Source organism: Spongiactinospora sp. 9N601 (assembly GCF_044326295.1).
In the GTDB taxonomy this organism is placed as follows: domain Bacteria; phylum Actinomycetota; class Actinomycetes; order Streptosporangiales; family Streptosporangiaceae; genus Spongiactinospora; species Spongiactinospora gelatinilytica.
In genome coordinates, this window is record NZ_JBIRBB010000023.1 from 51,499 (window position 1) to 73,594 (window position 22,096).

The window sequence follows — 22,096 nt, forward strand, 5'->3', positions numbered from 1 at the left end:
CCGGGGGTCACCGGACCGCGGACAGGTCGAGGTCGAGGTCGGTGAGCGCGGCCACCTCGTCGGGGGTGAAGCCGGGGGCGACGTACTCCATCCGGAACTTGGCGCCGTCCCAGCGGAACACGCCGAGGTCGGTGACCACGATGTTCACGCAGGCGCGGCCGGTCAGCGGGAAGTCGCACTCCTTGACCAGCTTCGGCTTGCCGGCCGAGTCCAGGTGCGTCATCAGGACCATCACGGTGGTGTCGCCGGCCACGAGGTCCATCGCGCCGCCGATGCCGCCGCCGATCATGTCGGGGGTGCTCCAGTTGGCCAGGTTGGCCTGCCCGTCCACCTGGAACCCGCCGAGCGCGACGAAGTCGACGTGGCCGCCCCTGACCATCTCGAACGACGTGACGCTCTCGAAGAACGACGCGCCGGGCGTGAGGTGGACGTACTGGCCGCCCGCGTTGTAGATCTCCGGGTTGTAATCGTCGCGGGTGGCCATCCCGCCGTAGCCGAGCACGCCGTTCTCCGAGTGCAGCACGATGTCGCGGCCCTCGATGTAGTTGGAGATCAGCGTGGGGATGCCGAGGCCGAGGTTCATGTAGCTGCCGGGCGGGACCAGGCCGGCGGCCAGCTCGGCCATCTTGTTGCGGGTCAGCGCGGGCTTGCCGTTGTAGGTGCGGGCGCTGTCGGCGCCGCGGCCGGCGCGCGGGGCGGGGAAGTCGTGCGGGACGTCCACGGTCCGGACCACCACGCGGTCCACGAACACGCCGGGCACGCCGATGGCCTCCGGGTCGAGTTCGCCGTCCACGATCTCGTCCACCTCGGCGACGGTGATCTTGGCGCCCTTGGCGAAGGCCGGCATGAAGTTGCGGCCGACGCCGGTGAACTGGAGGTTGCCGTACCGGTCGGCGCGGGCCGCGCGGATCAGCGCGTAGTCCACCTTGAGCCCGTACTCAAGAACGTGTTCCACGCCGTTGATCGTGCGGGTCTCCTTGCCCTCCGCGATGGCCGTGCCGACGCCGGTGAGCGTGTAGAACGCGCCGATGCCGGCGCCGCCGGCCCGCAGCCGTTCCACGAGGGTGCCCTGCGGCACCAGCTCGACCTCGATCTCACCGGCGGCGATCTGCTGCTCGGCGGCCGAGCGGGCCTCGCCCGCCCGCGCCGAGAACGACACGATCAGGCGGTTGACCTGGCGGTTCTCGATCAGCGTGTTGGACCGGAACTCGCCGGTGCCCAGGGAGTTCGCCACGATGCACAGCCGCCGCGCGCCCTGCTCGCGCAGCGCGACGGTGAGGCTGGTCGGGAAGCTGTGCGTCATGCCGAACCCGGCGATGGACACACTGGAACCGTCCGGGACGTCGGCGACCGCCGCGGCGGGGGATTCGTAGACTTTGTTGATTGCCATGGCCTGGTACCTCTTCTGCGGTCGGTCGGCGTCAGCGGGGGGCGGGACGGAACCGGGGGAGCGCGCTGCCCTCGCCGGTGTCCTCGAAGACGACTTCGACGGGGTCGCCGATGGCGACCTGTTCCACGTCGCAGTCCACGATGTTGGTCATGATCCGGGGGCCTTCGTCCAGCTCCACGTACGCGAGCACGTAGGGCGTGACGCCCTTCCAGTCGCCGCCGGCCTTGCGTACGACGCTGAAGGAGTAGATCACCCCGCGCCCGCTCAGCGGCTCCCAGACGGTCTCCTGGCTGTGACAGAACGGGCAGATCGGGCGCGGATACCAGATGTACTGCGCGCAGTTCGTGCAGCGGCGGGTGATGAACCGGCCCTCCGCCGTCGCGGCCCAGAACTCCGCGCTGTCGGGATTGATGGTGGGAACCGGCGTCGGCAGCGCCGTGTTCGACCGGACCTCGCTCATGCGTCCTCCCTGCCCAAGATCATCGTGGCGCTGCGCATCCGGGTGCCCAGGTCGCCGCCGTTGCCGTGTACGAGCGCGATCTCACAGTCGGGGATCTGCACGCCCGCGTTCGCCTCACCGCGAAGCTGCCGGACCGCTTCAATGATCTTGGTGATGCCGCCCCGGTGACCGGGGTGGTTGTTGGAGAGGCCGCCCCCGTCGGTGTTGAACGGGAGCCTGCCGTGCGGGGCGACGAGCGTGCCGTCCTGGACGAACTCGCCGCCCTTGCCCTTCTCGCAGAAGCCGAGATCCTCCAGGATCTCCAGCACCGTGATCGTGAAGCTGTCGTAGATCGAGACGTAGTCGATGTCGGCCTGCGTCACGCCCGCCTGCTCGAACGCGCGCGGCCCGGACCACACCGCCGGGGTGTAGGTCAGGTCGAGCTTGCCGCCGTTGACGATCTTGCCGGCCTCGCCCTGCCCGAGGACCTTGACCGCCCGGCGGGGAAGGGTGCGGGCGATCTCCGGGCTGGTCACCACGACCGCGCCGCCGCCGTCGGTGACGACGCAGCAGTCGCCGCGGCGCAGCGGGTCGGCGATCAGCGGGGAGTTGACCACGTCCTCCACGGTCAGCGCCTTGCGCAGGAAGGCGTTGGGGTTGTGCGAGGCGTGGATCGACGCGGCCACCTTGATCTCGGCGAGCTGCGCGCTGGTGGTGCCGAACTCGTGCATGTGCCGGCGGGCGGACAGCGCGTAGGAGGCGACGAGCCCGGTCACGCCGAACATGCGGCCCTCGAAGCTCTCCTCCGGCGTCAGCGGCCCGCCGCCGCCCGGCTGGATGCCGGTCCGCGGCTTGCCGGCCAGCGCCACCAGGGCGATCTTGCACTTGCCCGCGGCGATCGCCGCCGCCGCGTGCGAGACGTGGTAGATGGGGGAGGCCCCGCCGCTTTCCGTGGAGTCCATGTACGTGAGGTTGCGCAGGCCGAGGTACTCGGCCATGGAGATCCAGCCGCCGCCGTAACCGGGCGCGTCGTGGCCGACGAAGAAGCCGTCCACGTCGTCGAGTGTCAGCCCGGCGTCGGCGACCGCGCCGAGCGCGACCTCGGCATGGACCTGGGCGAGGGATTTGTCGGGGAGTTCACGTCCCGGATGTTCGTAGGCCCCGACGATCACTGCGTTTCCCCGGGTGTTCATCTCGTTCCTCTCATCTGCGCTGGGCGCCTTCGTGGGATTGCCGCGGGCCGCTTAGCACCACGGCGTTGTGCTGGCCGAGGGAGGGGGCGGGCCCGGGGTCCGGGGGCTCGTACTCGCAAAGCCGCAGCGGGAAGCCCTTCCGGCGCGGTACGCCGGGAAGGAACACCCGGCGGCGCTGGAAGTGCGGGTCCCCGGCCCGCTCGTCCGCCGACACCACCGGCGCGCAGGGGACGCCCGCCTCGGTCAGCTCGCGCACACAGTCGGCCTTCGTGCGGTCGCGGGTCCAGCGGGTGATCGCCGCGTCCACCGTCTCGTGTTCGGTGAGCCACCATCCGGCGGGTCGTCCGGCCAGTTCCTCGGCCCCGATCAGGCGGGCCAGCGCGGCGCGTTCGGCGTCGTGGCGGCACGCGATGCCGACCCACTGGTCATCGCCTGCGCACCGGTAGGCGTCGTGCGGGGTGCTGCCGGGCCGGCGGTTGCCGGTGGGCGTGGCGACCTCGCCGGTGTCCAGGTACCGCGCGATGCGGTCGGCGAGCGTCCAGGTGACCAGCTCGCGCTGGGACAGGTCGAGATGCGTGCCGCCCACCTCCTGGTTCAGGCAGTAGACCACCAGGGCGGCGCCGAAGAACGACACGATCTGGTCGGGGTAGTTGAGGTCGGCCGACGACCAGATCGGGTGGCCTTCGTCGTAACCGGTCACCGAGGCCAGGCCGGACAGCAGGTCCAGCGTGGAGCCGTAGGAACGGCCGCGCGCCTCCGGTCCCGTCTGGCCCTGACTCGACAGCGACAGGTACACCAGCCGCGGGTTGATCTCGCGCAGCGTCGGATAGTCGACGCCGAGCCGTTCGGTGACGCCGACCGTGAAGTTCTCGATCAGTACGTCGGCCGTGGCGACGAGTTCGCGCATCGCCGCGCGGCCCTCCGCCGTCTTCAGGTCGAGGGTGATGCCGAGCTTGCCCGCGTTGTTCGACTCGAACAGCGGCGATTCCTCCATGCCGCCGTCGGTGGCGTCGGGGCGGGTGGAAGGCCACAGCCGGAACGAGTCGGGGCGGTTCATCGACTCGACCTTGATGACGGTGGCCCCGTAGTCCGCCAGCAGCCGGCCCGTCGCCGCGCCCGCGGTAATGGTGCCGAGGTCCAGCACGGTCACCCCGGCCAGCGGGGGGTCGGCGACCTGGCGGGCGGCGGGTTCGGTCGCCGGGACGGCGGCCTGGCCCGGCGCCGGGGGCGGGCCGTTGCGCCAGCCGAGTTCGGCGGAGCGCACGATCGGACCGATGCCCGGCCGGCCGTCCGCGCCGGAGATGAAACCGCGTTCCAGGTACTGCGGCGTGGACACCAGTTCCGCGACGTCCACGCTGTAGCCGAACGGCAGCCCGGCCCGCTGGGCCAGCGCGTAGATCTCCCGCATCGGCAGCCGGGCCGCCCAGCGCTCCACCGCCGGCCACCACTGGTCGGCCAGCTCGAAGCGGCCCCGGTCCTCGCGCAGCCGGGGGTCGGCCAGCGCCGGATCGCCGACCAGCGCCGCCACGGCGTCCCACTGGGCGGGCTGGTACACCACGCCGACCCAGCCGTCGGCGGCCCGCAGGATCCGCCAGATCCCGGCGCTCGCGCCGGTGCGCGTGGGCACCGCGCCGTTGTGCGCGTAGGTGATGTCGCTCTTCCAGTCGATGTAGGCGGCGACATCGCACAGCGCGACGTCGGCCACGTCACCGCCGGGCCGGCGCAGCGCGAGCATCGCCCCGAAGAACGCGGTGAACGCGGCGGCGTGCGCGGTCTGCTCGCCGCCCAGAGCGAGCGGCGAGCGGTCCGGTTCGCCGACCATCGCGGCGAGGCCGCCCGCGCACTCGGCCAGGAAGCTGTCGCCGAACCGGTCGGAACGGGGGTCGTCGAGGCCGTACGGGGTCAGGGACACCACGACCAGGCCGGGGAACTCCTCCCGCAGCCGCGCCGCGGACAGCCCCGCGGCCCGCGCCGCGGCCGGGCCCAGGTCCGTGATCAGGACGTCGGCGTCCGCCAGCAGCCCGCGCAGCGGGCCGCCGTGGCCGGTGAGGTCCACCTCGACGCTGTGCTTGTCCGCGTTGAGCGCCGCGAACGTGTAGCTCAGGCCGCTCGCGTCCACGGGCTCCACCGTCCGCAGCGGATCGCCGCCGGGCGGCTCGCACTTGGTGACGGCGTGCCCGAAGCCCGCGAACAGCCGGCCGCAGACCTGCGCGGCGATCCCCTCGGAGACCTCGACCACGCGCAGCGGGCGGCCGGGGAGCGGGGGCCCGAGATCAGCCATCGCCGGCCGTCCGCCGGGGCGTGGCGAACCCGTCGTCAAGGACGCCGGTGCGCGCCTGGACCTGCACCTTCAGGCTCTCGCCGTACGCGAGCGCGGTGGACCAGTCGGAGATGTGCATCGGGATCTCGCGCAGCGCGCGCTTGGCCCACGCCAGCGCGACGGGGTTGTGCCGGGCGATCCGGCCCGCCAGGTCGAGCGCGACGGGCAGCAGCTCGCCGGCCGGCACGGCCTGGTTGACCAGGCCCCAGTCGGCGGCGGTGCGGCCGTCGATGCGTTCGGCGGTCAGCACCATCCAGGCGGCCCGCTTGGGGCTCAGCCGGAGCTGCGTGGACGGCCCGGCCAGGCCCGGATAGAAGCCCAGCCCGACCTCCGGCATGCCGATCGGCGCGTCCTCGGCGGCGATGGCCAGGTCGCTGGAGTTGATCAGGGTCACCCCGCCGCCGAGCGCGAATCCGTTGACCGCGGCGATGACGATCGCCGGGTGCTCCCGGATGCGTTCCTGTACGGCGTGCCAGCTCGTGCGGCGGCCCTCGGCCGTGGCGTCGGTGTCCGGCGGCTCGGCGCCGGCCTCCTTGAGGTCCACTCCGGCGCAGAACGCCGGGCCCGCGCCGGTCAGGATGATGACCTTGGCCGGGCCGTGGCAGGCGTCCAGCGCGTCGAGCAGCGCCGCCCGCGCGGCCCGGCTCATCGCGTTGCGCTTGGCGGGGCGGTTGAGCGTGATCAGGGCGATGCCGTCGCCCAGGCTCTCGTGCTTCACGAGCGGTTCGCTCATCGGGCCACCGCCCCAGCAGCGGACTCGACGGGCTCGACGGACTCGACGGACTCGATGGTGAACCGCACGATGGGCCGCCCGGTCGCGTCCGGTCCGAACACCGCGCGTACCGGCTGGTCGAGTTCGAGTTCGGGTTCGGCGGGAGGATCGACGAGTGAGCTGATCATGAACGGCCCCTCGCTGAGTTTGATGTAGGCCACCAGATAGGGGATCTCGTCGGCGAAGGCCGGGAAGTACTTCTGGTGCATGGTGAACCAGGACCAGAGCGTTCCGGTGCCGCTGACGGTCTGCCAGGTATGAGACCGGGAAAGGCAGTTCGGGCAGGTCGGCCCATCCGGAAAACGGTGGGTGTCGCATTCCGTGCAGGTTTGGAGGCGCAGTTCTCCGGCGGCGCAGCCGTCCCAGAACGGCTTGTTCGCAGCAGTGATATCGGGCAACAGCCTGGCGTAGGCTTCGACGTTCATCGTCCGCTCCCCGCTAGTCGATCGTGAAGATGTGCGAAGTGACGATCGGCGAGGCGCACATGTACTGCACCGTCCGGCAGCCGCGGACCTGCCGGTCGCCGGCCTCGCCGCGCAGTTGCCGAACGGCCTCGACGTGCAGCGCGAAACCCTGCATGTAGCTCTCGCTGGTGTGGCCGCCGGAGGTGTTCAGCGGACGCGATCCGTCGGGCCCGATCGTGCCGTCCGCCACCCATTCCCACGCGCTCCCCTTCGGGGCGTGGTCGAATCCCTCCAGGGTGAACAGGATCGTCGGCAGGAAGTTGTCGTACACCTGCATGCAGTCGATCTGGTCCGGGCCGAGACCGGTCTCCTTGTAAAGCCGGTCGGCCACGTCACGGCAGGCCGCGAAATAGAAGTCCGGGCTCGTGTAGTGGTTGTTCAGTTCGGCCATGCCCGCGGTTCCGGCGATTCGGACCGGCTTCTTGCGCATCGACCTCGCCCGGTCGATCGAGGTGACGATGAACGCCACCGCGCCGTCGTTGATGATGCAGTAGTCCAGCTTGCGCAGCGGCTCGGCGATGAACCGCGAGCCGATGTACTCGGCGTGGTCGATCTCGCGCTGGAAGACCGCGCGGGGATTGCGCGCCCCGTTGTAGCGGTTGTTGATCGCGAGCGGCGCGAGGGCGTCTTCCGGGACCCCGTACATCTTCCGGTAGCGCTGGTACATCAGCGAGACGTAGGCGCCGGTCGAGGTCATTCCGTACATCGTGTCGTAGGCGGTGGTCGGCCCCCCGTCCTCGCCGCCGTACTTCATTCCGACGGACCGGCCGACGGTGGCGTAAACGACGGCCACCACGTCGGCGAGGCCGGCCTGCACGATCGCGCAGGCCTCCTGGAGGGAGACGCCGCTCATGCGGCCGGTGCCTTCCAGGTCGTGCACGAATTTGGGATTGCGCAGGCCGATCACATCGCCCATGCGGCCGTACTTGAGGTTCGTGCACAGCAGGCCGTCGATGTCGTTCTTGCCAAGGCCGCAGTCGTCCAGCGCCTCGCGCAGCGCGTCCGCGGCCAGTCCGTACGGATCTCTGGAGGCGTCCTTCTCCGCGTAGAGTTCGTGGAAGTTGGACGAGCCGACACCTACGATTGCGACGTCTTTCGCGATCATCAGTATTCAGCCTTCGCTGTTCGTGATGGGCGGGGGCGGGCCGCGCCGCATCTCCGGAGTGGCTCCGGCGGCCGGTTGGGAGGCGCGTATCTCCGCACGGCCAGGGGAGGTCACCGCGCCTGCCCGCGCCAGGTGGTGGCGCGGGGCGCGATCGATCGGCCCGTGACCGGGTCCGGCGTCATGGTGCGACGCCGGCCGGACGCGGGCTCATGGTCGGCAAAGGGTCACTGCCGTTGTTTTTCGAGGATCTTCACGGCTTCCAGCGCGGCCTTGGCGGCCGCCCTGACGTGCCGATGCGATGCTTCGGCCGCCCGCTCGGGCGAGCGGTCCACGATCGCGTCGGCGAGATCGCGGTATTCCTTGATGGACGCCTCCCGGCGACCGGGAATGGTCACAGAAAGGCTGCGCAGCGCGTGAATGCGGGTGTGCAGGGGGGAGAGCATGGAGGCGAGCAGGGTGTTACGTGCGCCGGCCACGAGCAGTTCGTCGAATTCGAATATCGCCCGCAGCCGCTCGTCTCCGGTCGCCCGCGGCTGCACTTTCTCCACCAGGGCGGCCACTTCGTCGTCGGTCGCCCTGAGCACGAAAAGCTCGGCGGCGGCCGGCTCCAGCGCGTCGCGCACCTCGTAGATCTCCCGCACCTCGGCGCTGCCGAGCACGGCGACCCGTACTCCGCGGCTCGGCGAGGCCTCCACCAGACCGAGGGTCTGAAGGTGCCGCATCGCCTCGCGCACCGATGTGCGGCTGACGCCGGTGAGCTCGGTGAGCTCGCGCTCGGTGAGCTGCCGCCCGGGGGGCAGCAGGCCATCGGCGATCGCCTTGCTTATCCGCCGCACGACCATTTCCGGGACGGACTCGGTCGGGCGTTCGATGGCCAGGTCGAGCTTGCGGTCCACCAAGGCTCCCTAGAGTTTGTCTGACGTATGTAATAGTACGTCTGCCGATAAGTCGCCGTCAAGGAGAAGTTGATCTCCACGGGCTGTAAGAAATGCCACATTAATGTGGTCCTACCAGCCAAGACGACTTCATGCGCGACGTACCGCCGCAGCGGTCAGGTCGCCCAGGGGTGCCCCGGAGAGTTCCGGGCCACTTGCTTGCAGATGACACGCGACCTCGCCGCCGCCGTCGATCGCCGTGTGCTCGGGCATTCGCTCCGCGCAAATGTCCATGGCGAATGCGCAGCGGGTCCGGAAGGGACATCCCGACGGGGGCCGCGCCGGGTCCGGGACTTCACCGGCGAGCACGATTCTGCGCTCGCTCCGCCGGTGCGGGCTGGGATTGGGGATGGCCGACAGCAGCGCCTGGGTATACGGATGGGCCGGCTCGTTGTAAACGCGTTCGGCCGGGCCGCTCTCGACGATTCTGCCGAGATACATCACCGCGACCCGATGCGAGATATGACGGACGATCGCCAGGTCGTGCGCGATGAACAGATAGGCCAGATCGAACTCCGTGCGCAGCCGTTCCAACAGGTTGATGACCTGGTTCTGGGTGGACACGTCGAGCGCGGAAACGGCCTCGTCGCACACGATGAAATCGGGATTCAGCGCGATGGCCCGCGCGATGGCGATCCGCTGCCGCTGCCCGCCGGAGAACTCGTACGGATATCGGTCGGCGTGACTCGCCCGAAGGCCGACGAGTTCGATGAGTTCCAGCGCCCGGGTGCGGGCCGCGCGGGCCGAGACATGGTCGTGGACCATGAGCGGCTCGGAAATGCTCGCCGCCACCGTCGCCGAGGGATCGAGCGACGAATAGGGGTCCTGGAAGACCATCTGCATTCGCCTGCGGGCTTTGCGCAGCGCCCGGCCGTTCAGGTCGGTGAGATTCTGCCCGGCCACGGTGATGTCGCCGGAGGCCACCGGTACGAGCTTGAGCACCGCCCGGCCGGTGGTGGACTTGCCCGAACCGGACTCCCCGACCAGGCCCAGCGTCTCGCCCGTGTCGATGCCGAAACTGACGCTCTTGACCGCCTCGACGGTGCGCGTCTTCTTGAACATCGCCTTCTTGTGGAACACGACGCTGACGTCGCGTACCTCGACCAGTCGCTCGCTCACCGGACACCTCCCAGCGCGAGGTCACCGCTGCGGCAGCAGCGGCACGCGCGGCCGTTGTCCACCACGCTCAGCGGGATCACGGCCTTGCCGCACTCCTCGACCGCGTGCGAGCAGCGCGGGCCGAACCGGCAGCCGCTCGGCATGCTCCACGGCTCGGGAGTGCGGCCCGGGATCGTGGGCAGCTCCTGGCCGCGGACGCCCTGCTGCGGCATCGCGGCCAGCAGCCCTTCGGTGTAGGGGTGCTTCGGCTGGATGTAGAGGTCGCGGGCGACGGAGGTCTCGACGACCTCGCCCGCGTACATCACCACGACCTTGTCGGCGAGTTCGGCCACCACGCCGAGGTCGTGGGTGATGAACAAGATCCCGCACCCTGTCTCGTCGCGCAGGCGGATGAGCAGCTCGACGATCTGGGCCTGCACCGTGACGTCCAGGGCGGTGGTCGGCTCGTCGGCGATGAGCAGCCGGGGTTCGCAGATCAGCGCCATGGCGATCATCGCCCGCTGCCGCATGCCGCCGGAGAACTCGTGCGGGTAGTCGCGCAGCCTGGCCGCCGCGTTGGGGATGCCGACCAGGTCGAGCATCTCCGCGGCCCGGGCCAGCGCGGCCTTCTTCTTGCCGCCGCGGTGCCGCCGGTACGCCTCGGCGATCTGGTCGCCGACGGTGAACGCCGGGTTGAGGCTGGTCATCGGCTCCTGGAAGATCATCGAGATCTCGTTGCCGCGGATGTTGCGCAGCTCGCCGATGGGCAGCTCGGTCAGGTCCTTGCCGTCGTACCAGATGTGCCCGCTGGTCTTGCGGCTGTGCGCCCGGGGGACCAGCCCCAGAACGGACAGGCTCGTGACGGTCTTGCCGGAGCCGGACTCGCCGACCAGCACCACGATCTCGTTCTTGCCGATGTCGAACGACACGCCGTTGAGGACGTTCACCCAGCCGCGGTCGGTGGCGAAGTCGATCCGCAGGTCCTCGATGCTGAGCAGGCTGCCGGACGGTTCGGTACCGGTCACCCTTCCGCCTTTCTCGTCGCGCGGCCGAACGAGTCGCGCAGGCCGTCGCCGACCAGGTTGAAGGAGAGGGTCGCCAGCGCGATCGCGATGCCCGGGAAGACGGCGAGCGAGGGCGTGCCGCGGATCTCGGCGAACGCCTGGCCCAGCATGCTGCCCCAGCTCGCGGTGGGCGGCAGTGCGCCGAGCCCGAGCAGGCTGATCGTCACCTCGGCCAGCAGCGCGGACGCCAGCAGGAACGATATCTGGATCAGCAGCGGCGGCAGCACGTTCGGCAGGATCCGCCGCAACAGGATCGTGCGGCCCGGAGTGCCGATGCTGATCGACGCCTCGATGTAGACCTCCTGCCGGACCACCAGGGTCGCGCTTCTGATGACCCGGAAGAGCCGCGCGGAGTACACGATGCCGAGCGAGATCATCGCCGTGGTGAGCCCGGGGCCGACCACCGCGATGATGGCGATCGTCAGCACCAGCGCCGGGAACGTCATCAGGATGTCGGAGGCCCGGTTCAGCAGCCAGTCGGGGCCGCGCCCGACGTACCCGGCCAGGATGCCCAGCGGCAGGCCGATCAGCGTGGCGATGGCCACGGACAGGGCGGAGGCCGCGAGCGAGATCTGCCCGCCGAACAGCAGGCGGCTGAGGGTGTCCCGGCCGAGGGCGTCCGTGCCGAGCCAGTGCGCCGGCGTGGGGCCGGACAGCCGGTCGGCGATGTTGATCTGTTCAGGTGTGTAGGGGGCGAACAGCGGGGCGCCCATGGTGACGACGAGGATGACGAACAGCAGCACCCCGCCGGCCACGGCCGGCTTGTTGCCGGCGAACCTGCGGGCGAGTTGCCCGAACCGGCCCGCGCGCCTGCGGCGCACGGCGGGTTCTTCCGGCTTCTTCGGCCTTGGCATCGTACCCGCCGTCATTATCGGGGGTTCGGTGGAATGCAGTCCCTGATTCTGTGTCATGTCGCTTTGATCTTCGGGTTGAAGTAGCCATAGGACAGATCGACGGCCAGGTTGACGAACATGATCAGAATGGCGGTGATCAGCAGAATTCCCTGCACCATCGGAAAGTCGCGGGAGAACACCGAGAAATACGTCAGTTTCCCCACTCCCGGTAGCGCGAAGAGCTGTTCCATCACCACTGTGGCGCCGATGAGCCGGTTCGCCTCGACCCCGAAGGCCGTGACGACCGGCACCGCCGCGTTCTTCAGCACGTGCTTGCCGACCAGGCGCACGGGCCGCAGCCCCTTGGCCTCGGCGGTGCGCACGTAGTCCTCGGTCATCACGCCCGTCACCGCGGCGCGGGTCTGCCGCGCGACGACCGCGACCGGCACGATGGCCAGGGCGAACGCCGGTGTGATCAGGTGCAGGAACCAGTCGGTGGGACTCTGCGAGAACGGCACGTAGCCGATCGCGGGCAGGATCTGCAGGTCGATGGCGAAGACCAGGACGAGCATCATCCCGACCCAGAAGTACGGGAGGGACATGAAGAGGCTGGCGATGACCGTCGCGGTGCGGTCGATCCAGCTTCCCGGGCGCAGCGCGGCGGCAAGGCCGAGCCCCAGCCCGAGGACCGCCGCGATCAGCAGCGTCAGTATGACGAGCGAAAGCGTCACCGGGAACCCGCTCCCGATCGCGGACCAGACGCTCTGCCCATTGACGAATGAATTGCCGAGGTCACCCTGGACCGCGGCGGAGAACCAGTTCCAGTACTGCACCAGGAACGGTTCGTTGAGGCCGAGTTGCTCGCGCACCATGGCCAGTTTTTCCGGCGTCGGGTTGCTGCCCGCCAGCGCGGTCTCCGGGCCGCCGGGGACCAGCGCGATCAGCCCGTAGATCAGGAAGCTGACGACGAGCAGCAACGGGACCATGGTCAGCAGCCGGGCGCCGAGAAGACGAAGCACGTGAGTTCTCCGTTCCTTTCCGGGCGGCCGGCCGGTGAGCCGGCCGGCCGCCCGGAAGGCCGTTACTTCTTGATTGCGACTCCGCGGAACTGGCGCGAACCGTCGACGTACACCTCGACGCCCTGCACCTTGCCGTTCATCGCCAGCGGCGTGTTGAGATGGCACAGGGTGACGGGGGGTGCGGCGTCGGCGTGCGCCTCCTGGAACAGCTTCTTGTACACGGCCGCGCGCTCTTCCTTGCTCTGCGCGGCCTTCGCCTCGGCATCGAGCTCGATGACCTTGGCGTTCGTGTAGTTACCTGGGTTGCTGAAGCCGTTCTTCAGATAGAACGCGGCGATCTGGATGCTGGGATCGGCGTCGGCCTTCTGCTGAACCATCACGGCGTCGGCGGTCTTGTTGACCGAGAAGTTCTCCATGAGCTTCGGCAGCTCGACCGGCTGGATCTTCATTTTGATCCCGGCCTGCTGGAGATTGGCCTGGATCAGTTCGGCCACGCTCGTGTAGGACTCCAGGTTGTCGGTTTCGAGGGTGAACTCGAAACCGCTGGGGATGCCGGCCGCCTTCAGGAGTTCGCGCGCCTTCGCCGGGTCGTAGGGGTATTTGTCGGCGGTCAGGTCGGGGTCGGAGGCGTAGTAGGACGTCGGGAACATCTGAATGCCCGGCTGGCAGAAGCCCTGCATGAGCTGGTTGATCGACTTACGGTCGATCGCGTAGTTCAGCGCCTCCCGCGCCTCCTTCTTGTCGAAGGGCGCGTGGGCGGTGTTCAGGGCGATGGTGAAGCTCGCCAGGCTGGGCTTCTGGCAGACGACCAGCCCGCCGTCCTTGGCCGGCTGGTACATGGCCGAGCGCAGGAAAGTGGCGTCCGCCTGGCCGGTCATGACGGCGTTCAGCCGCGCGTTGTCGCTGCTGGAAATGAGGAAGACCATCTTGGCGACGTTCAGCGCGTCCGGGTCCCAGTAGTCCTTGACCGCGGTGTACTCCACCTTGGTGGCGGGGTCGTACCCGGTCACCTTGAACGCGCCGGACCCACCGGTCGGCATGTTGGCCTGTTTGGGGTCATCGAACACGGCCGGGCTCATCATCATGCCCGCCGAGCTGGCCAGAATGCTGATGAGCGGCGCGGCGCCGTGGCCGGTCGTGATCTTGACGGTGCTGTCGCCGCTGACGTCGACTTTCTTGACGTCGGACAGCGCCTGCTCGTTGAAGGAGCCCTTGGCGCGGTGCCGGTCCAGGTTGGCCTTGACCGACTTGGCGTCGAACGGCGTGCCGTCGTGGTACTTCCAGTCTTCGATGAGCTCCAGGGTGAGGGTCTTTCCGCCGTCGCCGACCTCCCATTTCTTGGCCAGCATCGCCTCGGGCTCACCGTTGGCGGTCAGGCGGGTCAGCGTGTCGTAGATCGGGAAGAGGTACATCCAGCTATTGCTGGTCGTCACCTTGTCCGGGTCGAAGCTCGTGTTCGCGACGCTGTACATCCAGGTGAAGGTCGCGTTCTTGTCGATCGCGCCCTTGTCGGTGGGGGGACAGGCCACATTCTGGGCGGGCTGGCCCGCCGCTGTGCCGGTGGAGCCGGGATTTTGGTCGCCAGGTCTTCCGGATGCGCTGGAGCAGGCGGTCGAAACAGCCAACAATGCCACGGCTGTGGCAACAATCAGTTTCGTCCCCATATGGAGAGTCCTCCAGGCTAGATCTGAGGGCGCGAGAGGGCCCTAGAGCTCCCCGATTAGTTGAGTGGTGATGTTCGCTCCACGCCTGTGGTGCCCGTCGGGCGCAGGGTCGCTGCTTCGATGCCGCCAACGGTGTGCGGAGCGGACCGCCTATAGGTCGGATCCCTGTTTGTCCGACATATGAAATCATACGTATGTCGGCCCGTAAAGACCTGGAAGCAGCGAGACGAACACCTGGGTACCAGGGTGTGACGCCCCCGGGGCGGCAGCAGGGTCATGATGGGTCGGCCCTGATGACCCCGCGCCCCACCGAGGAGGAACGGCCGTCGGCTTGCCGGCCCCCGTCTCCGAGGCGTTCCCGTTCCGGCGGCGGCCGACTGAGATGGAGGCCCGATCCAGTGGCCTCGCGGCGGCCGGCCTCGGCAACGCGCCCCCCTTCCGGTGGGATTCCCCGGCAGGGAGCATCGCCGGCCACCACACGCATCGTTCGATCCGCCGTTCGCCGGTGGGCAAGGTCGGGAGGCATAAGACGGCGGGCGGATCTGAAAGGGGGCCGTTTCAGCCGGTGCTGCCGCGCGGTGAGCGGGGACGGCGCACGGGAAACACCGGGATGGGGCCGTCACTGGGTGCGGCGGGGCGGTGAGAGTCGGCTTGCTGTACGTCGGGCGGAGCCCGACATGGGAGGACACGGCTGAGCGAAGCGAAGTCGATTGGGTGCGCGGTAACGCGGTCCTGCCGTAGGCGGGGGTGACGGCGGTCTGCTGGAAGGGGCCATTTAGCTGGTGCTGGGTGCGGTGAGCGGTCACAACGCATGGGAAATGCCGGGGCGGGGCTGTCACTGGGTGCGGCGGGGCGGTGAGGGTCGGCTTGCTGTACGTCGGGCGGAGCCCGATATGGGAGGACACGGCTGAGCGGAGCGAAGTCGATTGGGTGCGGGGTAGCTCGGTCTCGCCCTAGGTGAGGGTGATGGCGGTCTGCTGGGTGGCGGTGAGTTGGAAGGGGGCCGTTTTAGCTGGTGCTGGGTGCGGTGAGCGGTCACAACGCATGGGAAATGCCGGGGCGGGGCCGTCACTGGGTGCGGCGGGGCGGTGAGGGCCGGCTTGCCGTACGTCGGGCGGAGCCCGATATGGGAGGACACGGCTGAGCGGAGCGAAGGCGGTTGGGGCGCGGTTGTGCGGAGCGAAGGCGGTTGGGGCGCGGTTGTGCGGAGCGAAGGCGGTGGGGGGCGGTTGTGCGGTCCTGCCGCAGGTGGGGGTGACACGTGCCGCTCTGCCGCAGGCGGGGACACCTCTGGCGGTTGTTACGTCGGGGTTGACGCCTATCCGTTGATCGGCCCGGTGTGGCGGCTTGTTGGGGAGGGGGCGGTGGTCGGTGTTCTGGCATCCGGAGCGAGCGGAGTGGGGTGTCCGGTTTCGGGGGTGGAGTCTGATTTGGGGATGGTGTTCACCGGCGTGACGCCTCCGGGAGGACGGCCGGATCCCTGGTGTTCGTCTCCGGTGGCACGGTTCGTGGCCGCAACACCGGGCGGCAGCGTGTTCACCGCCTTGTCTTAACCGGGGGTCGGAAGCATTTCTCTCCCCCAGCGCTGCTGGATTCCCCTGGAGGCGTGCGCATGCCCATGAACCACGCGCGAAGCGCGATGCCCCGGCGGTTCGTGTTGTCACTCGCCGGTGTCGTGGTGGCGGTCGCCGGTTGGGCGTGCCCGGCCGCCGCCGTGGGGAAGGTGGCGCCGACCCGGATCCACATCCCCGCCATCGGGGTGAACGCCCCCGTCGGGGTGCTCGGGTTGCAGGAGTCGGGCGTCATCGAGGTGCCCCCGCTGTCCCCACGCAATCTGACGGGGTGGTACCGGTACGGCCCCGCGCCGGGGGAGACCGGGCCCGCCGTGATCCTCGGGCACGTCCGCACCCGCTCAGGCCCTTCGGTCTTCGCGCGGCTGCACCGGCTCCGGCCCGGGGACAAGATCCTCATCGAACGGGCGGCGGGCGGCTCGGTGACGTTCACCGTGGGCCATGCCGAGCAGGTGCCCAAGTCGCGCTTCCCGACCGCGCGGGTGTACGGGAATGTGCCGGTTCCGGCGCTGCGGCTGATCACCTGTGCCGGTCCGTACAACCGTTCGACAGGAAGCCACAGCGACAACCTGATCGTCTACGCGACGGCGGACCCGCCGTCGAGTCCCTGAAGCACTCTCCTGGCTAGAGGAATACATATGAATGGCGCGTCCACCGTTCACCGGCACCGTGGACGAAGGCATGTCCGGTGGCTGCTGGCGATCTCGCTCGTGCAGTTGTTCCTCGGCGGCCTGGCCGCCGTGGCCGCGGTCGCCGCGACGTCCGGCCCGGGGCCGCGCGGGGTGACCGGCGGTTCGCTGCGCTGGCGGCTCAGCGACGACCTCGCCGGTGAGCGAACACGCGTCCTTCTGTCGGGGGGAGTGGTCCGCGACGGCGGCGGCCGGTTCGTCTTTCCCGCGGTGGGCGGCGACTACGACGCCGCCACCGGCACGGCCACCGCGAAGTACGGCGGCAGCGTGACGATCGTCCGCGGCACGCGGACCTTGGTCATCTCCGACCCGGAGGTCGTGGTGCACGGCGCGCGGTCGGCCCTGCGCGCCGACCTGAGGTCGGTGGGCCCGGCCGACCCTCCGCCATCGGCCGGTCCCACCCCTTCCGCGGTGACCCCGACCCCCACCGCCTCTCCGGCCGCGACGCTAACGCCGTCACCGCCCGTGACCCCCACCCCGGCGCTCACCCCGGTGGACTCGCCGACGCCGACGCCGACGCCGACGCCGACGCTCACCCCCACGCCCACGCCCACCCCCACACCCACACCGGCCCCGCCTTCCGGGGAACAGGAGCAGGTACCGACCCCCGCGCCGGTGCCGTCCCCGCCCGCCCCCGCCCTGACGTCCACCCACCTGGGCACCACCGACCTGGCCCTGCTCGACCTGGAGCGCACCGCCGCCGAACGCAAACGGACCGTCACCTGGACCGGCACCCCCACCGCCATCACCCGGCAGGCGGCCGGCGCGCTGACCGGCGTACTCGGCGCGGACGCCGCACTCGCCCCGGTCACCTTCAGCCTCACCTACGAGGCGGACGCGGTCGGCGACGTCCTGACCGTGATCAGGGGCCAGGCCGTCGTGCCCTGCCCGAGCGGCAGCGCCACGCCCACCTCCGGGACCAGCCCGTCGCCCGGCGCCTGCGGCACCCCGTCCCCAACGCCGAGTTCGTCGAATTCCCCCCGTCCGTCCGGTTCGGTACCGAACCCCACCCGCTCGCCCAGCACCCGCCCGAGCGCCACCGCCACGCCGAAGAAGTCCGCCCGCCCCACCAGGACGGTCGTGGAATCGGTCACGCCGGTGGACGCCGAAGCCGAGGACACCCTGGCCAAGACCGGTGACGGTTACGTGCTGCCGCTGCTGACGGTGGGCATCGGCCTGATCGTCGGCGGCGGGATCACCCTGCGGGCCTCGCGCCGATCCGGCTACCTGCGAGACGACCTGTGACGGGCACCGCCGAGCACGCGACCGCCGTCCAGGAGGACCGGCAGGTCTGGACGCCGCGCCACCTGCGGATCGCGCGGGCCGCCGGTGAGATCATGCTGACCTGCGGCGTGCTGCTGGTGCTGTTCGCCGGGTACGCGACGTACGGCAAAGCCTGGCGGATCGACCGGGAGCAGGGCGAACTGGACACCGTCCTCGACCGGAGCTGGGCGGCCGGTGACGCCGTACCGGCCCCCGGCCGCCCGATGGCCCGGCTGCACATTCCCCGGCTCGATCGCCGCTGGGCGGTCACCGAAGGGGTGACCCAGGCCGATCTGCGCAAAGGCCCTGGTCACTACCCCCGTACCGCGCGGCCGGGCGAGATCGGCAACGTCGGTGTCGCCGGTCATCGGATCGCCTCGGTGTTCTGGGACCTGGACCGCCTGCGCGCCGGCGATCCGATCGTGGCCGAGACCAAGACCGGCTGGTACGTCTACCGCGTCGTCGGCCGGCGGGTGGTCCTGCCCACGTCGGTCGAGGTCGTCGCGCCGAACCCGGACCGCCCGCGCGAGCCGCCCACCAAGGCCATGCTGACGCTGACCACCTGCACCCCCAAGTTCCAGAACCGGCAGCGGCTGATCGTCCACGCCGAACTGGCCGAGACGCGCGCGAAGTCCGCGGGCAGACCGGCCGCCCTGGGAGGCGAGCGCGCCTGATGTACGCGTGGATCTGGCGCCGGTTGCCCGGCCGCCTGCCGGTGAAACTGACGCTGGCGGCCGTCCTGGCCGGCTGCGTGCTGGCGCTGCTGTGGTTCGTGATCTTCCCACTGGTGGACACCCTGCTGAACCTGGAGGACGTGACGGTGGACGGGCGGCCATGAGCCGCTGACGCCCTGGCGTTCCCGGCCGGTACGGCAGGGCGGGAATTCGGGTCGCGCAGGCCCGGAATTCGCCGCCCCGGGCATTGTCCGAGCCGATTCTTCCCGGCACTCGGCAGGGCCGTCGGCCCGATCAGCGGATTTTCCGCTGTTTACCCGGCATTCACCCAAGTCCTCCCAGTCGTTGATGCGCCGCTCCCTACGGCCGGACCTTGATCAGGCTATAAAGGGCAGGTCCGCGAACGATCTCCATCGCGGTGTCGAGAGTGGCTTTATCTGATTCACCACCCGCTCCCCTGGCCGCCCGCGTCGCGGCGTGGGCCCCGCACCCGGAAACAGAGTCCGCATATGAGAATCTTGCACGTCAACAGGTTTCTCTACCATCAATGGGACGCCGAGTCCTATCTACTCGCCCTCGCGGACCTGCAACGGGGAAGAGGCGAGCGGGTGGCCTTCTTCGCGGCGCGCCACCCGGACAACATCGCCGTTCCCTACGAGGAGCACTTCCCGAAGTACATCCCGACCGATCCGCTGCCGCGCGGGCCGGTCGGCAGGTTACGCGGCACCGGGCGGATGCTCTGGTCCAGCAGCGCCCGGCGCGGGATCGGCAAGGTCATCGAGGACTTCCGGCCGGACGTGGCCCATGTCCACGCGATCCATCACCAGCTCTCGCCGTCGGTCCTGTCGGCGCTCAAGGCCGCGCGGGTGCCGACGGTCATGACCGTGCACGACTACCGGCCCGCCTGCCTGCAAGAGCCGGGGCGCCGGAACGGCACCCCGGACGCGGGCCTGGCCGTGTCCCTGGAGACCTGGCTGCACCGCAGGTTACGGGCCTACGAGCCGGTGCGGCGGTTCATCTGCCCGAGCCGGTTCCTGGCCGAACGGCTGACCCGGGCGGGGGCCCGGCCCGGCCGGGTCCGCGTCCTCGATCACTTCGCCGACGGGGCCGGCCCGCCGCCGAAGACCGAGGCCGGCGGGCCGCTGGTCTGCGTGGGCAGACTCGGCCCGGAGAAGGGCTTCGACGTCGCGATCACCGCGATGGGCATGCTGCGCGGGATCGGCGAACTGGTGATCGTGGGGGACGGCCCGGCGCGGTCGGCGCTGGAGCGGATGGCCGACGAGGTCGCGCCGGGGCGGGTGCGGCTCGCCGGCCGGTTGCCCGAGCCGGAGGTGTCCGAGCTGATCAGGTCGGCGACCGCGCTGGTCGTGCCGTCCCGCTGCCCGGAGAACCAGCCGCTGGCGATCTTGCGGGCGTTCGCCTGCGGGGTGCCGGTGATCGGTACCGCGCTCGGCGGCGTGTCCGAGCTGATCGTGGACGGCGCGACCGGGAAACTCATCCCGCCGGACGATCCGCTGCTGCTGTCATCGGCCATGCTCGCGCTGTTACAGAACCCGCGTGAGGCGCTGGCCATGGGCCTGGCCTGCCGCGAGGTCGCCCGCCGGCGCTTCTCGGCGGAAGGCCACCTGACCGCGCTGCGCGAGGTCTACAGCGAGGCGATCAAGGAAGGCGGCTGACGCCGCAGCGCACCTGAGAGGGCGCGGTCCGCAAGGGCCGCGCCCGCTGTGCGCCCTGGTCAGCTCCAGGTGGGTTCGGGGAGGTTGATCTCCACCAGCCCCTGCGCGCCATCCGGGCCGATCTCGTACGCGAACGTCCCCGAGGTGGGGAAACGCCGGGTGAACGACTCCCCGGGCTTGATCAACCCCGACTCCGTGCCGTCCACCATCGTCACTCGCTGGTCGCTCGGCGTGTCGTTGCGCCAGGAGATGTCGTCCCCCGGCCCGGCGATCAGGTGGCGCGGCACCGGGCCTTGCTCGGTGATCGCGATGCTTCTGCCCGCGGCCACCGTCACGGGCGGTACACCGGCGGGCGCGGGGGTGGCCGTGCCACCCGTGGACCCGGTACAGGCGACCGCGGCGTACCACAGCGCGACCGCCGCCAAGGCGATTCGGAGGGGCCTGCTCATGGCACGCCACTATCCGGCCCGTGATCAATGAGAAAAGGCACGGCGCATGCCCGGCGCGTAAACGAAAGGACAATTCTCCGGCCGCTCGGAAAACCCGGGATTTTCGCCGGTGTGGGCTAACAGTTCCCCTTCCGGACACAGCTTGGTTGTTCTTGCCGACGGCGCTGGGGCGTGATTATCGGCGTGCGTCGCAACGTCCCACAAACCCCCCTTCTGAATGGGATTGAGGATTCATGTCCGCTGAAATGAGCAATGTCGGAGAAGTGCGCAACGGCATGCCGCGCTTACGCAGGGTCGTGACCCTCGTGGCCGGTGTCGTCCTGAGCCTCGCGGTCGCCGCCCCGGCGATGGCCGCCCCGCCCAGCGCGAACGGCAAGATGGACGAGATCATCCGGGGCAGCGGCTCCGACACCACCTACGAGGCGATCGCCAACCTGGACGAGGCGTTCAACGCCTCGCCGGGCTGCACGCTCCGCGTCCCCCCGGCCGTACCGCAGATCGAGTGCGACCCGCACCCGCAGCCGGCGGCCAACCAGTACGAGAACTACGACCACGAGACCGCGGTCAGCCTCTACCCGCAGGGCTCGTCCGCCGGGCTGCGCCAGCTTTGTGAGAAGGGTTCGACCGGCGTGTACCCGGTGGACTACGCCCGGTCCTCCTCCGGCCCCGGCAGTGTCCCCAGTCAGTGTCAGAACGCCGCGGACCCGCTCCGCTACGTCGCCTTCGCCAAGGACGCCATCGCCATCCCCCGGTGGAACGGCGGCCCGTCCGGCTCGGTGACCAGCCTCACCCACGACCAGCTCCGCGAGATCTTCCTGGACACCGCCGGTGACGGTTGCGCCGAGAACTGGAGCGACTTCGGCGGCGGCTCGGGCCAGATCATCGTCCACGGCGTGCAGACCAGCTCGGGCACGTACGCGACCTGGCAGTCCTTCCTCGGCGGCAACCCCAACACCTGCGTCGCGGCGACCGGCGGCCAGGTGCTCTTCGAGAACGACTGCACCCCGATCAACAACCTCGCCGTGGCCGACCGGCAGCGCTCGATCTGGTGGCTGTCGTTCGGTAAGTACCAGACCGGCGCCGCGGCCTGCGACCCCGCCGCCACCGACCTGCTCTCGGTCAACGGCGTCGTCCCGCAGGCGAGCACCATCCAGGACGGCAGCTACCAGTACAGCCGCTCCCTCTACAACGTCTACCACCGCACCAGCGTCCCGGCCCACGCCAAGGACTACATCGGCGAGAACGGCTGGATCTGCAAGCCCAACACCCAGCACACCAAGCCGGTCGGCAGCGCGGGCCTGGGCATCGCCCACGCGAGCGCGAACCGCAACTGGGGCGCCCACATCGACACGATCATCGCGGACGCCGGATTCGTCAAGGTGAACGCGAGCCCGCTGGCCAACAAGTGCACCTTCACCGACGTCAACTGACCCCCTGAGCACCGCGACGCCGAAAACAGAGGGCCCGGCCATCCGGCC

General features: G+C 69.9%; 20 protein-coding genes. 6 read left to right on the top strand and 14 right to left on the bottom strand.

The features are described from left to right. Nucleotides 1–7: 7 nt before the first annotated feature. The 13 genes from ACH34R_RS38610 to ACH34R_RS38670 form a co-directional block, all read right to left on the bottom strand. Entirely contained in the window at nt 8–1,390 is a 1,383-nt protein-coding gene (locus tag ACH34R_RS38610; RefSeq protein ID WP_397566551.1) for a 3-oxoacid CoA-transferase, read from the bottom strand. Between the two features lie 31 nt (nt 1,391–1,421). Then, nucleotides 1,422–1,850, bottom strand: coding sequence for a Zn-ribbon domain-containing OB-fold protein (locus ACH34R_RS38615; protein ID WP_397566552.1), 429 nt, complete (start codon nt 1,848–1,850; stop codon nt 1,422–1,424). Continuing rightward, the gene (locus ACH34R_RS38620) at nt 1,847–3,022 is read right to left on the bottom strand and encodes a thiolase domain-containing protein (protein ID WP_397566553.1); all 1,176 of its coding nucleotides are present in this window, start codon (nt 3,020–3,022) and stop codon (nt 1,847–1,849) included. The genes ACH34R_RS38615 and ACH34R_RS38620 overlap by 4 nt, the downstream gene beginning before the upstream one ends. 10 nt (nt 3,023–3,032) lie before the next feature. Continuing rightward, entirely contained in the window at nt 3,033–5,303 is a 2,271-nt protein-coding gene (locus tag ACH34R_RS38625; protein WP_397566554.1) for a CoA transferase, read from the bottom strand. Then, nucleotides 5,296–6,075: an enoyl-CoA hydratase/isomerase family protein gene (locus ACH34R_RS38630; protein WP_397566555.1), complete on the bottom strand. Its 780-nt coding sequence runs from the start codon at nt 6,073–6,075 to the stop codon at nt 5,296–5,298. The genes ACH34R_RS38625 and ACH34R_RS38630 overlap by 8 nt, the downstream gene beginning before the upstream one ends. Then, nucleotides 6,072–6,539 carry a Zn-ribbon domain-containing OB-fold protein gene (locus ACH34R_RS38635; protein ID WP_397566556.1) on the bottom strand — a complete coding sequence of 156 codons (468 nt, stop codon included), beginning with the start codon at nt 6,537–6,539 and terminating at the stop codon, nt 6,072–6,074. The genes ACH34R_RS38630 and ACH34R_RS38635 overlap by 4 nt, the downstream gene beginning before the upstream one ends. 13 nt (nt 6,540–6,552) lie before the next feature. After that, nucleotides 6,553–7,683: a thiolase family protein gene (locus ACH34R_RS38640; protein ID WP_397566557.1), complete on the bottom strand. Its 1,131-nt coding sequence runs from the start codon at nt 7,681–7,683 to the stop codon at nt 6,553–6,555. A gap of 224 nt (nt 7,684–7,907) precedes the next feature. After that, nucleotides 7,908–8,579, bottom strand: a complete 672-nt coding sequence (locus tag ACH34R_RS38645) for a GntR family transcriptional regulator (RefSeq protein ID WP_397566558.1) — start codon at nt 8,577–8,579, stop codon at nt 7,908–7,910. Nucleotides 8,580–8,708: 129 nt separating this feature from the next. Further along, nucleotides 8,709–9,680, bottom strand: a complete 972-nt coding sequence (locus tag ACH34R_RS38650) for an ABC transporter ATP-binding protein (RefSeq protein ID WP_397566652.1) — start codon at nt 9,678–9,680, stop codon at nt 8,709–8,711. Between the two features lie 53 nt (nt 9,681–9,733). After that, nucleotides 9,734–10,741 carry an ABC transporter ATP-binding protein gene (locus ACH34R_RS38655; RefSeq protein ID WP_397566559.1) on the bottom strand — a complete coding sequence of 336 codons (1,008 nt, stop codon included), beginning with the start codon at nt 10,739–10,741 and terminating at the stop codon, nt 9,734–9,736. Further along, on the bottom strand, nt 10,738–11,634 hold the full coding sequence (locus ACH34R_RS38660) for an ABC transporter permease (RefSeq protein WP_397566560.1): 897 nt from the start codon (nt 11,632–11,634) through the stop codon (nt 10,738–10,740). Before ACH34R_RS38660 ends, ACH34R_RS38655 begins: the two co-directional genes overlap by 4 nt. A gap of 53 nt (nt 11,635–11,687) precedes the next feature. After that, nucleotides 11,688–12,632: an ABC transporter permease gene (locus ACH34R_RS38665; protein ID WP_397566561.1), complete on the bottom strand. Its 945-nt coding sequence runs from the start codon at nt 12,630–12,632 to the stop codon at nt 11,688–11,690. 62 nt (nt 12,633–12,694) lie between these two features. Next, entirely contained in the window at nt 12,695–14,296 is a 1,602-nt protein-coding gene (locus ACH34R_RS38670) for an ABC transporter substrate-binding protein (RefSeq protein ID WP_397566562.1), read from the bottom strand. Nucleotides 14,297–15,908: 1,612 nt separating this feature from the next. Between ACH34R_RS38670 and ACH34R_RS38675 the strand changes: the two genes are divergently transcribed. From ACH34R_RS38675 to ACH34R_RS38695, 5 genes are all read left to right on the top strand, one after another. After that, nucleotides 15,909–16,478 carry a class F sortase gene (locus tag ACH34R_RS38675; RefSeq protein WP_397566563.1) on the top strand — a complete coding sequence of 190 codons (570 nt, stop codon included), beginning with the start codon at nt 15,909–15,911 and terminating at the stop codon, nt 16,476–16,478. Nucleotides 16,479–16,505: 27 nt separating this feature from the next. Next, nucleotides 16,506–17,801, top strand: coding sequence for an HtaA domain-containing protein (locus tag ACH34R_RS38680; protein WP_397566564.1), 1,296 nt, complete (start codon nt 16,506–16,508; stop codon nt 17,799–17,801). Beyond that, nucleotides 17,798–18,493, top strand: coding sequence for a class E sortase (locus ACH34R_RS38685; RefSeq protein ID WP_397566565.1), 696 nt, complete (start codon nt 17,798–17,800; stop codon nt 18,491–18,493). The genes ACH34R_RS38680 and ACH34R_RS38685 overlap by 4 nt, the downstream gene beginning before the upstream one ends. Continuing rightward, a complete protein-coding gene (locus ACH34R_RS38690) occupies nt 18,493–18,657 on the top strand; it encodes a hypothetical protein (RefSeq protein WP_199537416.1) in 165 nt (54 codons plus the stop codon). Before ACH34R_RS38685 ends, ACH34R_RS38690 begins: the two co-directional genes overlap by 1 nt. Nucleotides 18,658–19,002: 345 nt before the next feature. Beyond that, the gene (locus tag ACH34R_RS38695; RefSeq protein WP_397566566.1) at nt 19,003–20,169 is read left to right on the top strand and encodes a glycosyltransferase family 4 protein; all 1,167 of its coding nucleotides are present in this window, start codon (nt 19,003–19,005) and stop codon (nt 20,167–20,169) included. Between the two features lie 59 nt (nt 20,170–20,228). Here ACH34R_RS38695 and ACH34R_RS38700 read toward each other — a convergent pair whose 3' ends face one another. After that, nucleotides 20,229–20,618 (bottom strand): hypothetical protein, encoded by a 390-nt coding sequence (locus tag ACH34R_RS38700; protein ID WP_397566567.1) that lies wholly within the window; start codon nt 20,616–20,618, stop codon nt 20,229–20,231. A 245-nt stretch (nt 20,619–20,863) separates the two neighbouring features. Here ACH34R_RS38700 and ACH34R_RS38705 point away from each other — a divergent pair, with 245 nt between their 5' ends. Continuing rightward, nucleotides 20,864–22,048: a substrate-binding domain-containing protein gene (locus ACH34R_RS38705; RefSeq protein ID WP_397566568.1), complete on the top strand. Its 1,185-nt coding sequence runs from the start codon at nt 20,864–20,866 to the stop codon at nt 22,046–22,048. Nucleotides 22,049–22,096: the final 48 nt, after the last annotated feature.